Origin of the sequence: Psychromonas arctica, from assembly GCF_038155225.1 — a bacterium.
GTDB lineage: Bacteria > Pseudomonadota > Gammaproteobacteria > Enterobacterales > Psychromonadaceae > Psychromonas > Psychromonas arctica_B.
In genome coordinates, this window is the sequence record NZ_JBAKBA010000099.1 from 1 (window position 1) to 688 (window position 688).

Consider the following 688-nt stretch of genomic DNA (forward strand, 5'->3'; position numbering starts at 1 on the left):
CCATTGAAATCGGCGTTTGGTGTGTACGTTACGGTACCATCATCGTTGATCGCCACAGAGCCATTCGACCCTTGCGTGACGGTATCAACTGGGGATACTTCGCCGTTATCAACGTCAGTATCGTTCGCCGTAACATCAATCGTCACAGGTGTATCTTCGTTCGTTGTCGCTGAGTCAGCAACCAATACCGTATCATCTGCGATTGGATCAACAGTGACCGTCACGGTTTCAGTGGTGCCATCTTCATTGGTATAAGTAAACGTATCAGTGCCGTTGTAATCGGCATTCGGTGTGTAAGTCACGGTGCCATCGTCGTTGATCGTTACCGTACCGTTATCGCCATCGGTCACAGAAGCAACAGGCGAGACCACGCCATCAACATCAGTATCGTTCGCTAACACATCAATCGTGATTGGCGTGTCTTCATCAGTGGTTGCGTTATCCGCAGCCACAACCGTGTCATCGGCTACTGCGTCAACGATGACAGTCACTGTTTCAGTGATGCCATCTTCATTGGTATAAGTAAACGTGTCCGTGCCATTGAAATCAGCATTTGGCGTGTAGGTTACGGTGCCATCATCATTGATCGTCACGGTGCCGTTATCACCATCGGTCACTGAAGCGACGGGTGAAACCACGCCATCAACATCAGTATCGTTCGCTAACACATCAATCGTGATTGGCGTGT

Annotated in this window: 1 protein-coding gene; it reads right to left on the bottom strand. The window is 49.6% G+C overall.

The window, feature by feature from the left end:
- On the bottom strand, nucleotides 1–688 hold a 688-nt coding region (locus tag V6255_RS17955; RefSeq protein ID WP_341629373.1), incomplete at both ends, for an Ig-like domain-containing protein.